Genomic DNA, 16,617 nt, shown 5'->3' with positions numbered 1-16,617 from the left:
GAATTATACTGTATCTACAAAATAAGCGGCAACTTTTGCAGGGTGCATGTACTTGTCAAACATTTGCTGGTTATGGGTTTTTATATCTTGCCAGCTTTTCTCGTTAATTGATAATAGTATTTCCTTTAAATCGTTAAACTCATTATTGTTATAAAATAGTTGAAATTCGTTGAAATCAAAATAAGGCTCTAGGATAATATAGTCTGTATAAACAGGGATGCCCGCCATTAATGCAAGCAGCACAATGTTCCGCCAACCAAAATGAAAGCCAGTTGCAAAAACCCCTAATTTGGAAGCTACTATTTTTTGCTCATAATTACCAGCTATGGGTTGGGTAACCATAGGAAAATCCTCGGCATTAAATTCTTTTACATAACCATCTGGAGCATATTTCAATTCTGATAAAATTGAAAATTCTCCTGCTAACCCTTTTAGGCGTTTGTGCAAATTAATCCTATGTTGTGGCCAGCCCCACAATGAGTCGTGCAATACTATATCGTATTGCAGGGGTTGGTGCCTATACCCCAATAATTCTTGGTAGCGTTTATCAAACAAATCGTAGGCATCTCCCCAGCTATTGGATCCAAAAAGAATTTGGTGTATTTTATAAACTATATTGGATATTTTTTGGGAAAGAGCTCCTTTTGAAGGGGTTGCTGGAAAAAGGCTTGGGCTAATGGGTGCCAGCCTCCTTGCTTTATGAAAATGACTGCCATATTTATCAATCAAATCATTGGCAATTGCTTTGTATTCCTTTATGTCTTTATCTGATTGCCAAGGGAGCTTGTATTCAAACTTTTTGTTTACAAAAAAATCAGTATTATAGGCGCTGCAAAAATATAAGTCCACGTCTTTTATAAGCGGTTGTACAAAAAAAAACGAATCTTCTGCATCTGCCATCACCCATTTGGCTTCACCTTTTTTTATCACTTTTATCAATACTGTGTGCTTGTGGGTGTGTTGCTTTGCAGCATCGCTTATACTTTCACCAGATAGTGTTTTGCTATCCTTTTCTAGAAAAACAATTTTTTTTTGGATATGCAATTGCATCAAACCAAATTTCAGCCAGTTTAGCCTTTGTTCATGACTGTTTTTAAACCATATTACTTTAACCATTGCTTGCTTATCTCGTCTTTGGAAATTTTAAGGGATTGGGCAACAATCTGGTGCATGTCATAGTACCTATATTCTGCCAGCCTTCCTCCAAAAATTACATTTGGTATGGCAGCTGCCCTTTTTTTATAATTAGATGCGAGCTGCTCATTTTTCAAATCATTGATAGGGTAATACGGCTCGTTATTGCTATCCCATTCCTGCGAAAATTCTTTTGTGATAACAGTTGTGGGCTGCATGCCAAATTCAAAATGTTTGTGTTCTAAAATTCTTGTATAAGGCACTTCCCGGTTTGTGTAATTTACCACGGCATTGCCTTGAAAATTATTTGTATCTTCAAGGTGGGTAGTCTCAAATCGTAGGCTCCTGTATTCTAAATACCCTTCGTCGTAATTGAAAAATTCATCTATTTTACCAGAATACACAATCCTTTTCGCACAGGTATTAAAAAAATCCCTTTGGTCAAAATAATCTTGGCTTAGCCTTACTTCTATCCCTTCTAATAAACCCTCAACTAGTTTAGTATAGCCACCAATGGGTATGCCTTGGTATTTGTCGTTGAAATAGTTATTGTCGTAAGTGAATCTCAGTGGCAGCCTTTTGATGATAAAAGCGGGTAAGTCTTTACAATCCCTGCCCCATTGCTTTTCGGTATATCCTTTTATAAGGTATTTAAAAATATCGGTACCAACCATGCTAATGGCTTGCTCTTCTAAATTTTGTGGAGTGGTAATGCCAGATGCTTTTATTTGCTTGGCTATTATTTTTTTAACCTCATCTGGCTTTGTTACACCCCACATTTGGTAAAACGTGTTCATGTTAAATGGCATATTGTAAAGTTTGCCATTATACATGGCAAGTGGGCTATTGGTGTAGCGGTTAAATTCTACAAAGGCATTTACATAGTCCCAAATGGGCTTGTCGTTGGTATGGAAAATATGTGCGCCATATTTATGTACATTTATGCCTGCAATGTTTTCGGTATATACATTTCCGCCTATGTGCGCGCGCTTGTCTATAACTAGGCATTTTTTGCCAGCATCTGCCATTTGGCGGGCAAATACTGCACCAAAGAGGCCGGAGCCAACAATTAGGTAATCGTACAAAATAAATTGAGTTTAGGAGATTGGCAAGCCATGGTGGTTAGCAAGCAGTTGCTTATAATAAAATATTTTCCTTTGATTTTTTTTAAACTGGATGTTTAAGCGCAAATACATCTTTGCCTGGGCAACCCAAGACAATAACAATATTTCCTCATGTTCCCCTTTGCCGCTACGGATTTTTTTGTAAAACAAAAAGGAGTATTTGATATAAATCAGCAGCATATAAAAAGCCTTCTTCAGCCAATAATAAGAGGGCAACTGCTTTCTTCTATTTGTAATAGCGGCTTCGTATAAATTTAATATGGCAAAAGATTTTGCAAAACCGATATGTAATTTTTTTAGGTAGTCCCAACTTAGCCGTTGCATTGGTATATAGTGCTTAAATGCCAAACGCTCATCAAACCATATTTTAAAGCCTGCCATCCTTCCCCAGTAACAAATTTCAGCGTCACCCCCTGATGATAATTCATTTCCTTTCCTATCCGATAAAATGCTATGGATAAATAGTTTATTGCAGGTTTCTATAAATGATTTCCGCAATACCATCCCTGCACCATATACGGACTTTACTTCTCCAGATTTTTCGTCCTGCCCATATACGGCATAACCATTGTAAAATGTATCAAACCAATTTGGTTTATCCCCGCCAAAAACAGGATACCCAATGCCCCCTACAATGGCAATGTCATTATCGCTATCAATAACTTCAAAAGCTGTATTTACGTAATTTTTATCTAGCCAATTATCATCATCACAAAAAATCATGTATTCATATTTTGCACGCAACACTCCCATTTGCCTTGCAGCACTTAACCCAGTAACCGGTTGCTGAACAATGCTGAAAGCCGTTGACGATTGATGGCATTCCCACAGTTTTGATGCTGCTTCAGATGTATTGTCGGATGAGTTGTTATCTACAATGATAATTTCCCAAGGAATACTGCAACGCTGCTTTGCCAAGTAACATAATGTTTCTGGCAGCCTTAACGAACTGTTATAACAGCAAACAATAACAGATACACCTTTAGGCATTGATCTATACTAAATTTTAAATTTATTTTTTGAAACAACCTATGCTTTTTGCCTAGCTTTTATAATAAATGCAGCAAAGAAGTACTTGAAAAAAGAAATAGCCATTAAAGGCTTTTTAGCAAAAAAATCTATAATTTCTTTGTATGGGATGTTTACTATATGGCGTTTTAAGTCATTTTTTAGTATTGGATTGTTGGCATCATATTTTTTTATATAAGCTGCACACACTAGCCTTTCTTCCAATGGCCGCACAAAATCTTTGTTTTGCCAACGCGTTGTTTGGCTATGCTGCCTGAAATAAGAGGTAGTATTGGCAACATATTGAAAAGAAGCCCCATTGGTGGCACAAAGCAAATAAAACAACCAGTCGCCACAATATCTCATGCCAATAACCTTCTCGAAATATTGAAGAAAATATGATTTTTTGAATAGGAGGCAACTGATATTGGATATTACGCATCTTTCTTTTAGGAGTTGGAAAAAAGCCATGCCACCCATTAAAAAATTTTCATCCCAGTTTACATTGTCAAAAATATCGAACCATGTTCTTGCGCTATTTGAGGCATTTCCTTCCGCATCAATATCAATTATTCTCGAAAAACTAAAATCTGCATCATAGCGGAGCAGTTTTTCCAAGAAATCAAAATCTACTAGGTCATCGCTTTCTGCTATCCATATATACTCGCTTTTCGATTCATTTATCCCTTTTTGCCACTGTTTAAAAGGGCTTGCCATATTTTTCTCATTATATATAACACTTGCCACCTTGGGGTGGTTTTTATAGGCACCTATTATTTGCCTGCTATTATCAGTACTGCAATCATCAAGAATAATTAATTCAAAGTCTTGAAATGTTTGGTTTAGCACGCTATCTATCCGCTGGGTAAGGTAGGGGGCATGATTGTAGTTGGGGATGATTACGGAAACTTTAGGTGTAATTGACAACTATATTTAATTAATTTTAATGCTTTATTAATACCTACCCATTCAATGCAATGGATTTTATACAATCAAAAATTTTTGGCGCAATTAGGTTAACATCATAATCACGAACGGCTAGCTGTGCCATTTCACCTCTTTTATTAATTTCACTCTTATTATTTTCAAGTTGTAAGATTGTTTCAGCCATTGCTCTTATATCTCCATATGGTAAAGCCCAGCCTGTACCTTTATTTACAAATTCAACCATTCCACCAGACTTTTCAAAACAAATAATTGGTTTTCCTAGGGATGCGGCCTCTAGGCAAACCAAGGGAAAAGGGTCTTCCCGAGAAGTAAGTGCAAATACATCGAAAAGTTGAAAATAATCTAATGGGTTTGGTTTTACTCCCGTAAAAATTATTTTACCATTGATACCGAGCCTCTTTTTTTCATATTCAAACCCATATAACACTGCCTTATCTATATAGCCAACCCAAATAAGTTTTACTTCTATTAAAGGGTTGATTTTATTCAACTCTAAAGCAAGGCGTATAAACAAATCTATCCCCTTCCTCCAACTTCCCAATCCTGAGCCACCAACAATAAACTCATTTGTAAGCCCTAATTCATCTCTTATTATTTGTGGGCCTATTTGAGGATTTTTCGTTTTTGATTGGGGTATAAATGGGTAAAACAAAGAAATATCATTAGGATTTATATTAAAATTGTTTATAAGGTTTTCTCGTGTACTTTCCGAAACAGCTATAAAATGGCTAATATTTTTCAATATTGCTGGCGACATGGAATCTAAATAAAAGGAATTAATGCTATATTCATTTTCATGAATGTGAGAAATAATAGGGCAGCGAGTATGTTTTTTTAAGATTGGGACCATCAAATGGCTATCAACAGTATTGCAATAAATCAAGTCAAAATCTTGTTCCCTTATATCTTTAATTATTTGTGTTTGCTTTAAAGTCTGTTTGTTATATTTAAGATAAAACTTGTCAAAAAATTTTTCAAAAAAATTTTTTTTGGGGGGTGCATCAAAAAAAACATATTTTTTTCCAAAACTTGAAAATTCTTTCTCTAAATCTCCCCCACTTTTTAATAAAATAGAAATTTCTGCATCTGTGTTTTCTTTAATCCATCTAAGTAAATGCAAAAAAACGATTGGTGCGCCAGTACGGCTTGCATCGTGTGAAACAAAAAGTACTTTAAATGGCATTTAAGTGTTTTATTATAGTGTTGGCAAATTGCTCCACGGGGTCTTCATTTATAAGGACTCTTATTTTTTGAGCCGCATTTTTGCCCATTTCTTCCCATTCGTGCCTCCTTCCCCAAGATTCTTCTAAATTTTTATCTATCTCATATACATTAGGAGATTTGGCAATAAAACCATCTATGCCATTATCTATTAATTCTTTTGCCCCTCCAACATTGGTTACTATTGGCACCCTTCCACAATACATGGCCTCAATCAAAGCCAGAGATTGACCTTCCATCCTAGAACAAAGCATAAAAGCATGGTTCTGTTTATAAATTTTGGCTATATCCTGTTCAAAACCAGCAAAAAAAACATTATCTAATTGATACTTTTCCTTTAATCTTTTTAATGTTTGTTCATTAGGCCCTTTCCCATACAAATTTATACGTAAATTTCGTTCTTTCCATTTTTGGTTGTTTAGCACTTCAAATAGCATATCATGCCCTTTGTGGAAAGAATTAATACTTGCTACAAAAGCTATATTAAATATTGCTTTGCCATCGATATAGGGAATTACATTATTTTCCTTACATGGGTTGCGGATAACTGTTGCATTTGTAACTTTTGAGGCAATAATAGATTCAAGCAATTCTATATTTTGTTTTGAAACAAAGAAAATAATTATTGCTTTTGAAAATATATTATTTAGATGATTTACAAAAGCATCGTTCCAAACTGATAACTGATTTACCAATTGTACAATAAACGCATACTTAATTCCCTTCTCCAAGCAAGCCTTGCCCCAGTCTAGCCCATCATATATGCTTCCTTGATTAATAATTACTAAATCTGGGCTTACTTTATCTAGCAAATTGAAAGTTGTTTTTTGGATACCCATCAATTTTCTATATATTCTAGTATGGAAACGAGCAGGTTTTGATTGTTTCCTGAAATCAATAATGCATCCAGCTGCCTGTAGAGAAGCTATATGTTCTGGCATCGTATCCCAAAACTTCACAGATATATAAATTTGGTAGCCTCTTTCTTTTAGCAGCAATGCTGTTTTATGCCACAAAACCTCGCTCCCACCCCAAGGCATCCAATCGTTAGTAGAAATAAAAAGAATTTTTTTCATACAGTTTATGTAACTAGTTCAACCTTGCTTTTAACAATTGAATTGGATGCTACTGATTTGTAAATTATACAGCCAGCCCCAATTATTACATTGTCGCCAATTTCCACATTGTTAAGGATGGTAACATTGCTGCCTATCCAGCAATTTTTGCCAATTGTAATTGTACCAATTGTAAAACACTCTTTTTCCACATTCAATTTTCCATCCAAGTAATGGTATTTATGGTTATGGTCGTATATTCTAACGGCTTCGCCTATTATTGTATTTTCACCTATTTCTATTTTACCTAAACAACTGATAGAGCAATAATTATTAAAAAAAACTCCCTTACCTATTTTTAAATTGCCATTCATGTGCAATAAAAGATGGCAGTATTTCCTGAACTCTACTTTTTCTGCAATTTCCAGCTTTGCTCTGTTTGATTCAAACTGTATTTCTGTATATTTTCCAAATACTACCGACGAATGCACGTTGTACAGTTGCTTGTACCTATATGCCCAATACCTTTTTTTAAAGCTACTATGCCAAATTAAGTAACGGAAATATATAGGAAATACAAGCTTTCTTTCAATCCAGTTATACATATATTAATTAGCTTTTCCTAGCCTTTAATAGAATGCTACCATAATGAAAAAAATAGTTTACATGCTTAAACAAAGGCTTTATATTTAGCTTTGCTATTAAATATACCATCCAATATCTCATGCTAAACCTAAGTTTCAACACACTCCATATTTCTTGAGCAGCCAACTCATTTTTACCCTCTGCTAGCAAGGCCGGGGCGTTCTGTTCCATTAAGCCTGCAAGCCTTATATATATATTTCCTTTGCTTAAAAAGCGATAATCAATATTTTTATACAAGGCAGTAAACTCAGCCAATTGCATTACGGTTCTCTTTCTAGACATACCACCCTCATGCACCCTATATTTAAATAATTTTTCAGGCATACCATAAAATGTAGCACCAATCCTTGCTGCCCTCAACCAATAATCCCAATCTTCACAGCCATATATTAAAGATTCGTCTTGTTCCCCAATGGCAACTATCAACTCTTTTTTTATAAGTACCGACAATACTGGTATATAGTTTCCAAAATATTGCAAGCCGTACATTTCCTTTGGCCCATAAAAACCAGGTTTAGTAGGGTAATCTATCAAAGCTTGTGTTTCTTCCTGCAAAATAAACCCATTGGTAAAAACAATATCTACTTTTTGCTCTTCGAATATTGAAACCTGTTTTTGCAATTTTTCAGGCATCCACAAATCGTCTGCGTCTAAAAAAGCAATAAAATCGCCTTTAGAATTCCTAATGCATGTATTGCGAGCAGCCGGCAGCTTCTTATTTTCTTTATATATATATACTATCCTATCGTCTTTTATTGCCGCTTCTTTTACAATTTTAGCAGTAGTATCTGTAGAACCATCATCCACAACAATCAACTCCCAATCATCAAAAGTTTGCTCCCTAGCCGACTGAATAGATTCTGCAATATATTTTTCAGCATTGTAGGCTGGCATTATGATAGAAACAGTTGGAACTGACATTTGTGTTTTATCTGCGCTTATTTTTTATTACTCAAAAATATTTCCAAGTCTTCTGGTGTACCTAAGCCATGCATTTGCTCAAACTCCATATTATAGATACCTATTCTAGCTGCATTTTTTATCGCATAATTATATACAGGGCAGGTATAAAATTCATTATTCACCCTATCGTTATTAATAATCATGTCTATGGTTGCATCCACAAAACTTTTCCCTGTACTAAATAAGTAAATCCCTACCGTTGCATACTGTGATATGGCTTTCTTTTCCTGTACCTCTGTAACCAAATTATCCTCATCTATTTTGGCAAAAGACCATTTTGGGTTCAGTTCATGGTCGGTAAAAGTTAAAATAGAGCCATCTAATTTTCTTTTAGCACAATCGTCCACAAAGGCTTGTATAGAAATATCTATCAATTGGTCAGAATTTGCTATCAATAGCGGGGCATCATTGTTAATATACTCCCTTGCAAACAAAACTGTGCAAGCCGTGCCCTCTGTCAATTTATCTATCCCAATAAAAGTAGCGTTGTATTTTTCGCTTATTTGTTTTACCAGCTCATGCTCCTTTGCTAAATGTGCCTTCCTGCCTATCAGGATAAATTTTGCATCCTTGCAATTTACATTTTCCATTACCCTTTCTATCATGGGCAGGCCATCAACATCTATAAATGGTTTTGGTTTTTCAAACCCTTCTTTTACAAAACGGCTGCCTTCGCCAGCCATCGGAATTACAATGTTTATCATTTGTCTATATATTTATCATTATTGGCACCTGGTAATTTTACTACTACTGTAGTTACATCTGTTATTGCCGTGAAATTTGTAGATACCCCTGGTTTTATCACAATTATATCCCCATCATTATACGTTTTTCCACTCATTTCTACCTCGCCATTTAAAATAACAGTGAATTCAGTAGCTATTTTATGGTGATGGTAGCCTTCCGCATCGCCGGCCTTGTATTTTTTCACGCCTACTTCTACATCATTAGTATTTAAAAGTGTTGGTTGGAAATTTCCAATGAACCACCCTTTTACCATATCCTCTAGTTTATATACTTCCATACAGGTTGTAATTTTTAATATTATAATTTTTTATTCCTTTCGTATTCAGTAACCATTTGGGGCGAATAAAAAGAGTGGTATGCATCCGTAGGTATAGGATAGGATTTTACTTTTTTATTCTGCAAAACATACTGGTTAATAACTGGGGAAATAAAAAAATTGCCGTCTAGTTGTACATCGTTCTTGATAGATTCATATGCTGCTGCTAAAAAATCCTTTGCTTTTTTAAAAAAATAATAACCTGCAATAGCATGGTTGCTAATAGGGTTTTTCTCTGCAGTTTGCACTACTTGGTTTTCCTCAATTCTAGCGTAGGACCAACGCGGGTGTACCGCATTAAACGTTATCAACCCTGCTTCAGCTTGTTCATTTTGCCAAAAAGTATTCACTACGTTAAAATCAATATCAATAACCTGGTCGCCATTGAGTATTAGGATGCTATCATTATCCTCTATTTTATCAATAGCCATTAACGAGCTGCATAATCCACCTTTCGCAGGTTTTTTTAGTTTTACAATTTCTCCACCTGTGCTCAATAGTTTCAACGTATTGTCAATATGGAACTTAATAGCATCTTCTTCCTTTATTATAAAAATAAATTGATGCGGCATTGCAAGCTTGCTGGGGTTTTCCAGTACAATCTCAATCATCGTTTTGCCATTAATTTCTATTAGTGGCTTGGGGTAAAAATAGCCGGCATTGCTAAACAACTCCGATGGCCCGGCCAAGGGGATGATAATTTTAATCATTTTCTATTTCTACAATCCGGTTTTTAATATTGAAATAATGCACGTCATCTGGGTTTTCTACTTTCATTAGGTGCGCACCCGAGGCCAACGCTGCTTTTACGCCATTTTCATTGTCCTCTACTATCAGGCACTCTTCCGGCAGCAACTCCATCCTGCTCATTGCTGTAATATACATTTCTGGGTCTGGCTTGCCTTTTTTTACGTCTTGGTTAGATATAAAAAAATCAAGGTAATTCATCAACCCAGCTTTTTCCATCATTACCCCTACGGTGTTCCTCACAGAATTGGAACATACCGCCATCTGGTAACCCTCGTTTTTTAATTTAGACAACGCATATTGATGCTGGAATACTGGCTTGCACTTGGCATAAATAATATCCATGGTATATTGCTGCTTCAATTCATTTACAAAGCCGTGCAGTTTTTTGGGGAAGCCCCCTTCTAGGCTCAGCATTTCAAGCTTTTTACTTGTAGGCAAGCCATCAAAAGTAACTAAATGGTCGTATCTGCTTATCTCTGCACCAAACAAACCCAGTGCTTTGTTTAGCGACTCATAATGCCAGTCCCTGGCATCTATCAGCACGCCATCCATATCGAATATTACTGCTTTGATTTTTTTTTCCATTGCTATTTAAAATATGCTTTTGCTTTTTCAGGAATATCCGTACACAAAATAACCCCATCAAGCTTATCTATTTCGGCTTCTTTAAGTTTTTCCCACAAAGAAAATACATCCCTATTATGCAAGTCAGGAGATACTATTGCTACTTTTTTGCAATTTTCGATATGCTCTTTAATTAATCCCATATCATACCAAGTATCTATAAAAGCATCCAGCCATATACCATCGCATTCTTTATAAAAAGCAGGAATAGGCTCATATTCGCTTTGGCGGCTAAAAAATTTTATGCCTTTTTTCATATAGCCTATGGTGTCTGGTATGGACATGTCAAAAACAAAATAATTTTCTATGCTATACTCCTCCAACAAGCTTTTTAGCTTTTGCTGCAAGCCATCTGCTTTTATGTTTAATGCTAATATCCTTTTGCAAATATGCTGGTTATATATACCAAAACATTGCTGTGCGGTAATATTTAATGGCGTGGCAATATCATGGGCTATTACTACTTCTCCCAAATAATCCCTAAAATCGGTTTCCGTACCAAAACCTAAAGAGAAAGACCTTTCAAAGGCAACGGGCTGGTTTTTTTCCGCTATTGTTTTCCAGTAACCCCTATGGCTAATTATTTCCAATTGTGTATTTTATTTAATTACAATTTTCAGCAAATAATTCTTAAATGACTTCCCTAAAAAAGTCTCAACCTTAAACATATAATAAGAAATCAATAACACAATAACACATAAACCAGATGAATACAAAAGAGTTGTAGGTATGCCTTTCACAAATTTAATTAACCATAAAAAAGCCTCTAACAAATAGACACTATAAGAATAATCCCCAATTTTAACCAACACCGAATTTGAGAATTGTTTTAAAGTAGCTTCTTGAGCAACCAATGACATTAAAAGGGCAAAACTAGGCAGCCCCCACGCAATGCACCTTGGCAAAAAAAATGAATATTTACATATATAAATCCATTCCCTTGAATAAACCCAAGTAGGTGTTATAGACGTTTGGCCCTGTACAACTGGAAAATCTGTAGTAAAAAATGGAATTATAAAAAAAGAAGAAATTGATAAAACTAATATTATGTAGTGGTTGAAATATTTTTGTAACAACCCTTTATAAACGTATCCAAAATAGCCAAATAAAAAAATCAGGTTTAAGTTGGATTGAAAAAATAATATCAAGTAATTTTTGCTAGGAATTAGATAAATACAAAATATTGTTGCCATAAAACCCAAACCAGCATATTTTGCTTTTATTTTCTTAAATAACAATAGAAAACAACCAATAACTGCGTAAAAAAAAACCTCATGATTTAAAGACCATCCTAAAAACAAAATAGGGTCTTCACGCTGGGGCAGAAACAGTAAGCTTTTTATTAGGCGAACAGTACTGATATGCTTGTGGAATATGTATAAAAAACATGCAAACAAGAAGGTTAAAAGGTAATAGTAAGGAGCCACCCTACTGAATCTATTTATTAAAAAAGAAAGTCCCCTATTACTTTCAAAAACATATTTATCAATACTAGAAGCAATAATATACCCAGAGATAACAAAAAATAAGTCAACACCTATTGCCCCACAAAATATATGGCCCGTAACTGGGAAATCAACATAAAAATGGACATATAAAACTGATAAGCAAGCAATTGCCCTAAGTATTTGTATTGAAACAATTTTGTTGGAAATCATATAGATGCTAATTGCATTTACAAAAAGCTAATTCTAAATAATGTTCAAAAATATAATTAGTTCTAAGCATTAAATTTAATAATCCGTATTGCCATTTTTTAAAATACCTATAACTTTTTGAATATCTTTTTGAGAAAACTTTCTTTAATTGCAACATGAGGAACTGGATTCATTCTGTATAATAACTCATTGCTAATTTCCAACCTTCGCTTATCACAAAATTCATTGTCTTTTGTCAATTGACCATACAACTTTAATGCTTTGTTATAAGTAATTGCTTCTTCCATAAACGAAAACGGAGAGGAAACATGGGCAGTATAATAATTTCTATACTTGCTATGGAAAGCGCCGATTTTCTTTTTTAAATATAAAGTTGGGAAGCTAGAAGCAATATTTACGCAAAAAACCATATCCGCAGCCCAATCTAAATCGCTAAATCGATTGTGTTTCAACAATGCGTCCCTGTGTATAATCGTAGATATAGGCGAGCCAAACCAATTGATATAGCTAGCTTTTTTCATTGCATCTGCAGGCTGTACAACTTGGGTTTTATCAAACATTTCCCAATTGAAATTAGTTCCATTTATATCTATATCAAACTCTGCTATAATCAATTTAGCTTCTGGGTAATCGTTGGCAGCCTCAAGCACAGCAATTTCCCATCCTTCAAAAAGCTCGTCCCCAGCAAAAAGCCATTTAAACCAACTATACCCAGTGCCAATAAAATGATTGATGCAAAATTCCCAGTTGCCTACCCGCCCAACGCTTTGCTGATGCCGGATAACAGTAACCCCTTTTTTTGCTAAAATATCGCCAGAGCCATCGGTCGAGGCATTGTCAGACGCATAATAATTAATCCCTGGCAGGGGCATAAATCCCTTGCACCAATCGGCACTATTGTACAATGGGATATATACGGCAATGTCATTCAATCCAGATATTGAGGGGATTTTGTCCATCTAAAAAACTTCAACTCTTGTTTCGAACTTCTTTCTAATTGAATAAGGGCATAACATTCAAGATAATGGTTGGCAATCCTACTATATTTAACTTATTTCAAATTTTGTTTCGGGTTTCTTTCCAGTTGAATAAAGGCTTTTCAATTGCTCAGCCAATTTTTTTGCTACTATTTCTTGGGTATAATGTGTTCTTATTAGCTTTTGACCCTCCTCCGCTATTTTTTTTAATAGCTGGGGCTGTTGTTGGAAATAGATTACTTTCTCCCTGAAATCTCCTATATCATGCTTGCAGTGCATAATACAGTTTACACCATGCTTAAAACCTAGGTCGGTATAACAAGGATGATTGGAACTAACCATCACGGCACCTGCTGATGCCCCTTCAAAGGTACGGGCTGGCGGGAATGCCAATAAGCCCTCGTCGTTTGCAAACATAGTGTAGCCCAGCATCATTTGCAAGGCATCGTACTTGCTATTTTTTGTTTCGGGGAAATGTGGCAATTGCGAATCCATTATGTCCGATAACTGGCTTTCATTTTCTACCAACATCCTTCTCCACTCATGTGTAAATTTCCTGTCTTTATAGAAATCACTATACGATTTGAGGCTATCATCAATAGTACCACCCTCTTCATTAACAAGGTTTACTGCACCCAAGGCAATTACTTTGTTTTCCCTTCCTTCCCATTTGCTATCAACTAAAAATCGATTGGAAGTGCCAAAGGGGAATGGGATTACCTTTTGAGTATAAGCAGGATAAGCACTCTGGAAAAAGGGAGAATACTTGCCATGGTCTGCATATCCTAAAAGATAATCAACACCATTTTCTACAAGCATTTTATTTACTACCGATGGCTGAAATACAAACTCATAAATATGCCATACTTTAAGCCCATTAAAACCCTTTGGCGGCAAAAGTCTTTCTAAATCTAATGGATATTGATTAAAGTGTACCAATACATCTGCTTTCCTGTTTAATTCCCTTACACTAAAAGCAAATTCATATTCATCCGGGTTAAAAAAGGGACTTCGTTTAAGTTGCTTACTGAATCCAATACCCTTTGTAAACCTGTACTTAAAATTTGGCCAGAATATAACAGGCTTTTGAGCCTTTATAAAAGCAGCCCTATTCCCATTAAAATCGGTGTCTGGGTTGCTATTAAGCATTTCGGGGAATTGGACTGCGAACATAAATTAATTACTTTTTATTTCTAATAAAGTTTTTGCCACTTCCAATTTGGCCTTAGAATATTATGCTGCCCCGATCCAGTTAAAAATTTAAGCCCCAGTCCGTTTGTATTTTCTACAGAAAATTTTACACCAATATTATCACTAGTAATACGCTTCACATTATGAACGCCAATATTAGGGATTAACTTATAGTCGCCTTGAGCAAGTGTATTTGGTGGGATTGTAAGCCTAAAATGATGGCTGCCAGGCAACAGTTCTGTGGGTAAATCATCGTTAGCATTATCATACTGTGCACTTATAGCCAACTGATGCCCACGTGAAGACTCAACTTCCAACGCAATTACTAAATCTGAAATAGCTTTATATGTATCTAATTTAATATCAACAAAAAGGGGTTTGTCCGTGAAAAAGAAAGCTACATCTTCTTCACCCCAAATATTCACCTCTTTTAAACTCAAGCTTTCATCCCCATTGTCTCCTGCCCAGCTATTAACCGTGGAATCATTATAGCCACTTTGCAAATATTCTGCAATTATGTTATCTAAATTATTGCTATGTTTAAACAATTTACCATTTTTCAGATAGAGACCACTAGTACATAAAGAACTAACGGCACTCATATTATGGCTCACAAACAGCACAGTCCTGCCATCATTCACACTAACATCTTTCATTTTTCCTAAACACTTCTTTTGAAATTCGGCATCACCAACGGCCAATACCTCATCTACAATCAAAATTTCAGGCTCTAAGTGGGCTGCTACTGCAAAGGCAAGTCGTACATACATCCCACTACTATACCTTTTTACGGGCGTATCTATATAACGTTCTACCCCGGAAAAATCTACAATTTCATCAAATTTTGATTTTATTTCCTGCTTAGTCATCCCAAGGATGGCTCCATTTAAAAAAATATTATCTCGACCTGATAAGTCTGGATGGAAACCAGTGCCAACTTCCAGCAAACTTGCAATCCTGCCTTTTATTTTAATGTTACCAATAGTAGGTGCAGAAGTTTTGGATAATAATTTTAACAGGGTCGATTTTCCAGCTCCATTCCTTCCAATAATACCCAATACCTCTCCCCTTTTTACTTCAAAATTAATATCCCGCAATGCCCATACATAGTCTGAACTTCCTTTGCTAGTCCGGTCGTTTTCTTCGCCTATTTTTAGGTAAGGGTCTTCTTTGCCTCTTATCCTGTGCAGCCAGCGCTGCAAGTCGTGGCTTATAGAGCCTGTGCCAATTTCCCCCAGCCTGTATTGTTTTGAAAGGTTCTCTACCTTAATAACTGTTTCACTCATCAATTAGGAATTAGGAATTAGGAATTAGGAATTAAGAACTAGATATTGGGAATTAGGAATTCCCAATATCCAATTCTTAATTATACTGTGTCCATAAATGTGCGTTCTATCCTGTTGAACATTAGCAGCCCAATAAAAAGGGATACCAACATGCAGGCAAAAGCGTACCAAAGCGAAGCAAAATTAAAACTATGGGTATTAAAAACAGCATAGCGAAAACCCTCTAGCACTGGGCTAAGCGGGTTGAGGTTAATCACCCAGAGGTGCGTGCCCTTTTTTAATAAAAAAGACAATGGGTAAATAACAGGCGTGGCATACATAAGCAATTGTATGCCAAAACCGATAAGTACTGTAAAATCCCTGTATTTTGTTGTTACCGACGATATGATGATGCCTAGCCCCAGCCCTAGCCCGGCCATTAATACTAATAGCACTGGTATTAGCAGCCATGTCCACCCAAAATAAAACGTATCGCCCCTGCCAATCCAAAACAGTGTCATTACTACAAAAAAAAGCAAAAACTGTATCCCAAACTTGATAATGTTAGAAATAACGACTGATAATGGCAGGATTAGCCGTGGAAAATACACTTTGCCAAAAATTGCTGCGTTGCCCACAAATGTGTTAGATGTGCCTGTTAAACAAGCAGAAAAATAATTCCATATTGCTAGCCCGCTCATATAAAAAAGCATTGGCTTAATGCCGTCTGTGGATATGTTGGCTATCCTGCTAAAAACAACAATAAACATTATTGTTGTTAAAATAGGCTGCACAAAATGCCAGATAGGGCCCAAGATAGTTTGCTTGTATGCAGCCACAAAGTCTCGTTTCACAAACATTACTAGCAAGTCCCTATACCGCCATACTTCGCCTAGCCGCAAGTCGAATAAAGCTGTTTTTGGTGAAATAACTTCGCTCCACTCCTCGTCTACCAATGCTGTTTTGTGGTGTATTGTAAATTCTGTCATAA

At 35.7% G+C, this 16,617-nt stretch carries 18 protein-coding genes; all 18 read right to left on the bottom strand.

Going from position 1 to position 16,617, the window contains the following annotated elements; translation table 11 throughout:
- Window positions 1-3: 3 nt before the first annotated feature.
- Window positions 4-1,116, bottom strand: a complete 1,113-nt coding sequence (locus tag ACHFIY_RS15505; RefSeq protein WP_410847026.1) for a hypothetical protein — start codon at window positions 1,114-1,116, stop codon at window positions 4-6.
- Window positions 1,104-2,219 (bottom strand): UDP-galactopyranose mutase, encoded by a 1,116-nt coding sequence (gene glf, locus ACHFIY_RS15500; RefSeq protein WP_410847025.1) that lies wholly within the window; start codon window positions 2,217-2,219, stop codon window positions 1,104-1,106. Before glf ends, ACHFIY_RS15505 begins: the two co-directional genes overlap by 13 nt.
- A 12-nt stretch (window positions 2,220-2,231) precedes the next feature.
- Window positions 2,232-3,248 (bottom strand): glycosyltransferase family 2 protein, encoded by a 1,017-nt coding sequence (locus tag ACHFIY_RS15495; protein ID WP_410847024.1) that lies wholly within the window; start codon window positions 3,246-3,248, stop codon window positions 2,232-2,234.
- 39 nt (window positions 3,249-3,287) lie between these two features.
- Entirely contained in the window at window positions 3,288-4,193 is a 906-nt protein-coding gene (locus tag ACHFIY_RS15490; RefSeq protein ID WP_410847023.1) for a glycosyltransferase family 2 protein, read from the bottom strand.
- Between the two features lie 34 nt (window positions 4,194-4,227).
- The gene (locus ACHFIY_RS15485; RefSeq protein WP_410847022.1) at window positions 4,228-5,397 is read right to left on the bottom strand and encodes a glycosyltransferase family 4 protein; all 1,170 of its coding nucleotides are present in this window, start codon (window positions 5,395-5,397) and stop codon (window positions 4,228-4,230) included.
- Complete coding sequence (locus ACHFIY_RS15480) at window positions 5,387-6,394, bottom strand: glycosyltransferase family 4 protein (protein WP_410847021.1); 1,008 nt, start codon at window positions 6,392-6,394, stop codon at window positions 5,387-5,389. The genes ACHFIY_RS15485 and ACHFIY_RS15480 overlap by 11 nt, the downstream gene beginning before the upstream one ends.
- A 122-nt stretch (window positions 6,395-6,516) precedes the next feature.
- Complete coding sequence (locus ACHFIY_RS15475; protein ID WP_410847020.1) at window positions 6,517-7,095, bottom strand: acyltransferase; 579 nt, start codon at window positions 7,093-7,095, stop codon at window positions 6,517-6,519.
- A 7-nt stretch (window positions 7,096-7,102) separates the two neighbouring features.
- The gene (locus tag ACHFIY_RS15470) at window positions 7,103-8,056 is read right to left on the bottom strand and encodes a glycosyltransferase family 2 protein (RefSeq protein ID WP_410847019.1); all 954 of its coding nucleotides are present in this window, start codon (window positions 8,054-8,056) and stop codon (window positions 7,103-7,105) included.
- Between the two features lie 17 nt (window positions 8,057-8,073).
- Complete coding sequence (locus ACHFIY_RS15465; protein ID WP_410847018.1) at window positions 8,074-8,802, bottom strand: glycosyltransferase family 2 protein; 729 nt, start codon at window positions 8,800-8,802, stop codon at window positions 8,074-8,076.
- Window positions 8,799-9,122, bottom strand: a complete 324-nt coding sequence (locus tag ACHFIY_RS15460; RefSeq protein ID WP_410847017.1) for a cupin domain-containing protein — start codon at window positions 9,120-9,122, stop codon at window positions 8,799-8,801. The genes ACHFIY_RS15465 and ACHFIY_RS15460 overlap by 4 nt, the downstream gene beginning before the upstream one ends.
- Window positions 9,123-9,142: 20 nt before the next feature.
- The gene (locus ACHFIY_RS15455; protein ID WP_410847016.1) at window positions 9,143-9,871 is read right to left on the bottom strand and encodes a glycosyltransferase family 2 protein; all 729 of its coding nucleotides are present in this window, start codon (window positions 9,869-9,871) and stop codon (window positions 9,143-9,145) included.
- Window positions 9,864-10,496 (bottom strand): HAD family hydrolase, encoded by a 633-nt coding sequence (locus tag ACHFIY_RS15450; RefSeq protein WP_410847015.1) that lies wholly within the window; start codon window positions 10,494-10,496, stop codon window positions 9,864-9,866. Before ACHFIY_RS15450 ends, ACHFIY_RS15455 begins: the two co-directional genes overlap by 8 nt.
- A gap of 2 nt (window positions 10,497-10,498) precedes the next feature.
- The gene (locus tag ACHFIY_RS15445; RefSeq protein WP_410847014.1) at window positions 10,499-11,125 is read right to left on the bottom strand and encodes a PI-PLC domain-containing protein; all 627 of its coding nucleotides are present in this window, start codon (window positions 11,123-11,125) and stop codon (window positions 10,499-10,501) included.
- Between the two features lie 9 nt (window positions 11,126-11,134).
- A complete protein-coding gene (locus ACHFIY_RS15440) occupies window positions 11,135-12,193 on the bottom strand; it encodes an acyltransferase family protein (protein WP_410847013.1) in 1,059 nt (352 codons plus the stop codon).
- Between the two features lie 107 nt (window positions 12,194-12,300).
- Window positions 12,301-13,152 carry a hypothetical protein gene (locus ACHFIY_RS15435; RefSeq protein WP_410847012.1) on the bottom strand — a complete coding sequence of 284 codons (852 nt, stop codon included), beginning with the start codon at window positions 13,150-13,152 and terminating at the stop codon, window positions 12,301-12,303.
- Window positions 13,153-13,239: 87 nt separating this feature from the next.
- A complete protein-coding gene (locus tag ACHFIY_RS15430) occupies window positions 13,240-14,343 on the bottom strand; it encodes a glycosyltransferase (RefSeq protein ID WP_410847011.1) in 1,104 nt (367 codons plus the stop codon).
- Window positions 14,344-14,363: 20 nt separating this feature from the next.
- On the bottom strand, window positions 14,364-15,647 hold the full coding sequence (locus ACHFIY_RS15425) for an ABC transporter ATP-binding protein (protein ID WP_410847010.1): 1,284 nt from the start codon (window positions 15,645-15,647) through the stop codon (window positions 14,364-14,366).
- An 80-nt stretch (window positions 15,648-15,727) separates the two neighbouring features.
- Window positions 15,728-16,615, bottom strand: a complete 888-nt coding sequence (locus ACHFIY_RS15420) for an ABC transporter permease (protein WP_410847009.1) — start codon at window positions 16,613-16,615, stop codon at window positions 15,728-15,730.
- Window positions 16,616-16,617 lie beyond the last annotated feature (2 nt).

Origin of the sequence: Parasediminibacterium schistidii, from assembly GCF_046546515.1 — a bacterium.
In the GTDB taxonomy this organism is placed as follows: domain Bacteria; phylum Bacteroidota; class Bacteroidia; order Chitinophagales; family Chitinophagaceae; genus Parasediminibacterium.
This window is presented reverse-complemented; position numbering and strand designations above follow the sequence as displayed.

What these genes read in the sequence shown, in the direction of transcription:
- ACHFIY_RS15505 (WP_410847026.1), bottom strand. Translation starts at nt 1,116, where the DNA reads ATGGTTAAAGTAATATGGTTTAAAAACAGTCATGAACAAAGGCTAAAC.
- ACHFIY_RS15495 (WP_410847024.1), bottom strand. Translation starts at nt 3,248, where the DNA reads ATGCCTAAAGGTGTATCTGTTATTGTTTGCTGTTATAACAGTTCGTTA.
- ACHFIY_RS15485 (WP_410847022.1), bottom strand. Translation starts at nt 5,397, where the DNA reads ATGCCATTTAAAGTACTTTTTGTTTCACACGATGCAAGCCGTACTGGC.
- ACHFIY_RS15475 (WP_410847020.1), bottom strand. Translation starts at nt 7,095, where the DNA reads ATGTATAACTGGATTGAAAGAAAGCTTGTATTTCCTATATATTTCCGT.
- ACHFIY_RS15470 (WP_410847019.1), bottom strand. Translation starts at nt 8,056, where the DNA reads ATGTCAGTTCCAACTGTTTCTATCATAATGCCAGCCTACAATGCTGAA.
- ACHFIY_RS15465 (WP_410847018.1), bottom strand. Translation starts at nt 8,802, where the DNA reads ATGATAAACATTGTAATTCCGATGGCTGGCGAAGGCAGCCGTTTTGTA.
- ACHFIY_RS15460 (WP_410847017.1), bottom strand. Translation starts at nt 9,122, where the DNA reads ATGGAAGTATATAAACTAGAGGATATGGTAAAAGGGTGGTTCATTGGA.
- ACHFIY_RS15455 (WP_410847016.1), bottom strand. Translation starts at nt 9,871, where the DNA reads ATGATTAAAATTATCATCCCCTTGGCCGGGCCATCGGAGTTGTTTAGC.
- ACHFIY_RS15450 (WP_410847015.1), bottom strand. Translation starts at nt 10,496, where the DNA reads ATGGAAAAAAAAATCAAAGCAGTAATATTCGATATGGATGGCGTGCTG.
- ACHFIY_RS15440 (WP_410847013.1), bottom strand. Translation starts at nt 12,193, where the DNA reads ATGATTTCCAACAAAATTGTTTCAATACAAATACTTAGGGCAATTGCT.
- ACHFIY_RS15435 (WP_410847012.1), bottom strand. Translation starts at nt 13,152, where the DNA reads ATGGACAAAATCCCCTCAATATCTGGATTGAATGACATTGCCGTATAT.
- ACHFIY_RS15430 (WP_410847011.1), bottom strand. Translation starts at nt 14,343, where the DNA reads ATGTTCGCAGTCCAATTCCCCGAAATGCTTAATAGCAACCCAGACACC.
- ACHFIY_RS15425 (WP_410847010.1), bottom strand. Translation starts at nt 15,647, where the DNA reads ATGAGTGAAACAGTTATTAAGGTAGAGAACCTTTCAAAACAATACAGG.
- ACHFIY_RS15420 (WP_410847009.1), bottom strand. Translation starts at nt 16,615, where the DNA reads ATGACAGAATTTACAATACACCACAAAACAGCATTGGTAGACGAGGAG.